At 60.7% G+C, this 3,323-nt stretch carries 4 protein-coding genes; all 4 read right to left on the bottom strand.

The genetic code is table 11. The annotated features are described in order from the left end of the window. The coding region (locus AC6FTP_RS26445; RefSeq protein WP_497209892.1) for a hypothetical protein at positions 1 to 219 on the bottom strand (219 nt) is incomplete at its 3' end. A gap of 63 nt (positions 220 to 282) precedes the next feature. Then, complete coding sequence (locus AC6FTP_RS26440; RefSeq protein ID WP_497209891.1) at positions 283 to 1,554, bottom strand: exo-alpha-sialidase; 1,272 nt, start codon at positions 1,552 to 1,554, stop codon at positions 283 to 285. A 44-nt stretch (positions 1,555 to 1,598) separates the two neighbouring features. Further along, on the bottom strand, positions 1,599 to 2,894 hold the full coding sequence (locus AC6FTP_RS26435; RefSeq protein ID WP_497209890.1) for a sialidase family protein: 1,296 nt from the start codon (positions 2,892 to 2,894) through the stop codon (positions 1,599 to 1,601). 138 nt (positions 2,895 to 3,032) lie between these two features. Continuing rightward, the coding region (locus AC6FTP_RS26430) for a hypothetical protein (protein WP_497209889.1) at positions 3,033 to 3,323 on the bottom strand (291 nt) is incomplete at its 5' end.

Here is a 3,323-nt window from a genome sequence, read left to right as displayed (position 1 = left end):
GCTGATGGTCATGCTCCCGGACCCCTGCCAGATGCGCTTTCCATCGGCAAACTCAGGTCCCGGATCAAGGATAGGTGCCAGGGGTATGCCCGAGGGCTTTCGGGACAGGATCTCGGCCAGCTTGTCGACACTAGCAACGGGCTCGGGCTTATCAGCGGCGTGTAATGCAGCCAGCGATGCGAGCAAGAGTGTGGTGATGAGTGTGAGTGAGGGTTTCATGATCTCAGTCCTGTGGTGGTTTCTATCTTGGTTTTTTTGGGTGATGTCGCCGCGTCAAGCGTCCTAGCGAATCGCGGAGAGCGGGAAGCGGCCGACGGCGACGTCGTCCTTCTCTACCGTGTAAATGACGAATGCCTCGTCGCCCATGACGTGCAGGTAGGGATAGCCGTAGCGGCCACCTTTGGCTTTGCCGGGGATGCGGGGTTCCTGCGACGGTTCGTCACCAAGGATGAAGTGCTGGTCGAAGGTCACACCGTCCTCGCTGATGGCCAACACAAGTGGGGTGCGCCTCTGTCCACGTTTTCCCGGCGGGCAACTCACCGCGAAGAAGCGACCGTCGGGCAGTTTGCCGAAATGAGCCCGGCAAGCGCTATCGGCGAAATCGGTGATCATCGGCGCAGACCAGGTAAGCCCATTGTCACGGCTCTCGGTGACGCCCAGGTTCCCGCCGCTGGCACCCTCGGTCCGCAACATCATACGGATGACACCGTCGTCGGTCTGATAGACGCACGCCTCGCTGAAGCGCTCCCTGATTCCCAACAACTTTGCTGCCTGGAACGAGTGGAAATAACTGTCGTAATGGCTCTCGGGGATGCCGGGAATGCTGGCGCGTTTCCAGCCGGTGAGGCCCGCCGGATCGTCGGTGTAGTGGCAGACGCCAAAGTTACCCGGCAGGATCAGCCTGCCGCTCCGCACCTTCACCGGGCTGAAGTAACCTTCCTGCTTCGGGGCAACGACGACCGGCTCCGACCACGTGCGCCCGTTGTCTGTCGAGACGCGGGCCTCAGTGCGACCCTGATCCGTTTTCCACATCCGCTGCTCGTGCCCCATGGCGGGATCGGACATCGGATGATCCCGGCGCGAGCCGTCGGGATTATAGGCATCCGGTTCCCACTCCCATTCAGCGGAGTAGGCGACGAAACGACCGTCGGGCAGGATGCGCAGGCCGCAGGACGAGACGTTCGACTGGAAAGACTTCCCATGACGTGACGGCGCAATTGTCGTCGGTGCCGACCAAGTCCGCCCGTGATCCTCGGAGGTGGACATGACCATTCGCTGGCCGGGTGCCTCCTCGTCGCGAAGTCCGAGCGCCCACGTAGCATAGAGCTTCCCGTCGTGCGAATTGAGTTCTGCCACGTGGTTGTAAGACTCCCCCTCTCTGCCTCGGAACACAGTGACGTGCTCCACCTGGATTTTGGTCGGCTTCACCTTGCCCCAGCGATTGCTGATCGGCGACCTTTCCAAAGATTTCAGTTCGGCGTCATCCGCAGCATGCAGCGCGGCCAGCGGCGCGAGCAGGAGGGTGGTGAGTATGATGTGGAGTGTGTGTTTCATGGTTGAGGTGAGGGTGGGTTTCATGATGGTCTTCCTCGTGATCGTTACAGTTTCGGGCGGATGTCCATCGCCAGGGACCGGAAGTTGCGAACGCGGTGGAACGTCGCGAGGTCGGCGTCGTGGTAGTCGCCTGAATCGCGGCCTGTGCGCGAGAGCAGGGCGATGTCGTCGCCGTCGATCACCATGGAAGGATACATGAAGGACTGGGTCATCTTCTCGGCCTTCGCGATGGAGCAGGCGGGCAACCAGTTCAACGCATCAAGGCTGTAGGAGAGCATCAGCAGCCGTCGATCCTCGCGCAGGGATTGCCAAGCGGGCTTGCCCGGAGGCAGCTTGAGTTCAGGATCGGAATACAGGCCCAATGAGTTCGTGGGGTAGTTCGAGGCCATCCAGAACAGCTGCGAGCGTTCATCCCAAACGATGTGGAACTTGCATTGACCGCCGGGCACAGGGTAAAGCTGCGTGAAGGTGAGCTTGAGCGTGCGGCCCTCCCTCGTCACATCGAACACGGCGGCCATATTCGCCGTGGCGTAACGGTTGATCACCGCGCGGGCGATGACGAGCAGCCTGCCACCGACGTTGACGACATTGCCTTCGAGGCAGCGCATGGGCGATCCATCGCTAAAGGTGCCCGACGTAATCTCCTGCGGGATCGGCATCACCACCGCCTCGGACGCGATCCACGCCTCCGGATTGAGCAGCCCTTTCTTCAGTTCGCAGGCCACCACTCCCATGTCCTCGAAGGCGCGGCCATTGCCCCAGTAGAGCCACCCGTCCTTCACCACCATGCCAAGCTGAATATTCCAATGCTTGCGCGCGGGATCTGCCTTGATCACCTCGACCGGTTCGGTCCAACTTGTGCCTTCGTCATCGCTGGCGCTGACCCAAACGCCCTTGAAGCTCTCGATCTGCGTGAACATGTAGAGCCGGCCTTCATGGACGTAGAGTGTGGCTTCGGACCACGGCTTCTCGCAGACCTTGGTCCACGTCTTCCCTCCATCCTTGCTGCGCGAGACATAGATGGCGCGGGTTTTCTTTTTCCGCCCCCAGACAGGCGCAGCCACGATCAGGCAACCGTTCGGCAGGATGGTCATGGCCGGATCGTGGATGAAGTGATTCTCATCCGGCACCTGGGTGACCACCACATAGTCCTGGCCGAGCGACTGGTTCAGTGGCGTCCGGGATTTGTCCTTGCCCGCGTCATCCGCCGCCACCGCACTCGTGGTCACTCCGGCCAAGCTGCTGAGAACCGCAGCGGATTGAATAAAGTGCCGACGGCTAACGAAGTTCGGTGAACCCGGTTGTAGTTGTTGGTTCGTTTTGTGTGGGGATTCGTTCATGGCGTTTCTTGATGAGGTGGGTTTCGTGGTTGAGGTGAGAGTGAGGTTCGTGGTTTGTGCCCTGTGGTGGGCAGGAAACTGGATTTTCAGGGGGATCTGATCCGGGACGGGTTTATCAGCGCGCATGAAGGCGGTGAACTAGAAGCCGGGACGTCGCACGGGCGGCGTCTTGTCTTGCTCCAGTTTTTTTACATCGGCCCTTCGGATGAGCGTGAAGTCGCCGCGCAATGCGTAGAGCTTCGCGGAGTTCATTTCGATCTCAACGCGGATGGCCTGGCCAGCGAGTTGCTGCATCGAGTGATCGCCGGACCACTTGGGCGTCCAGCCGACGGAGTCGCCATGAAACGATTTGCAATCATCGAACGCGAATCCTTCGATCTGCTTGCCCCTCGCCGTGCGGATCGCGACGCGTGCTGTGCCGGTCCCCTC

Source organism: Prosthecobacter sp. (assembly GCF_044378005.1).
Lineage (GTDB): Bacteria > Verrucomicrobiota > Verrucomicrobiia > Verrucomicrobiales > Verrucomicrobiaceae > Prosthecobacter.
Note: the sequence above shows the minus strand (reverse complement) of the source record. Positions and strands in the feature narration are given on the sequence as shown.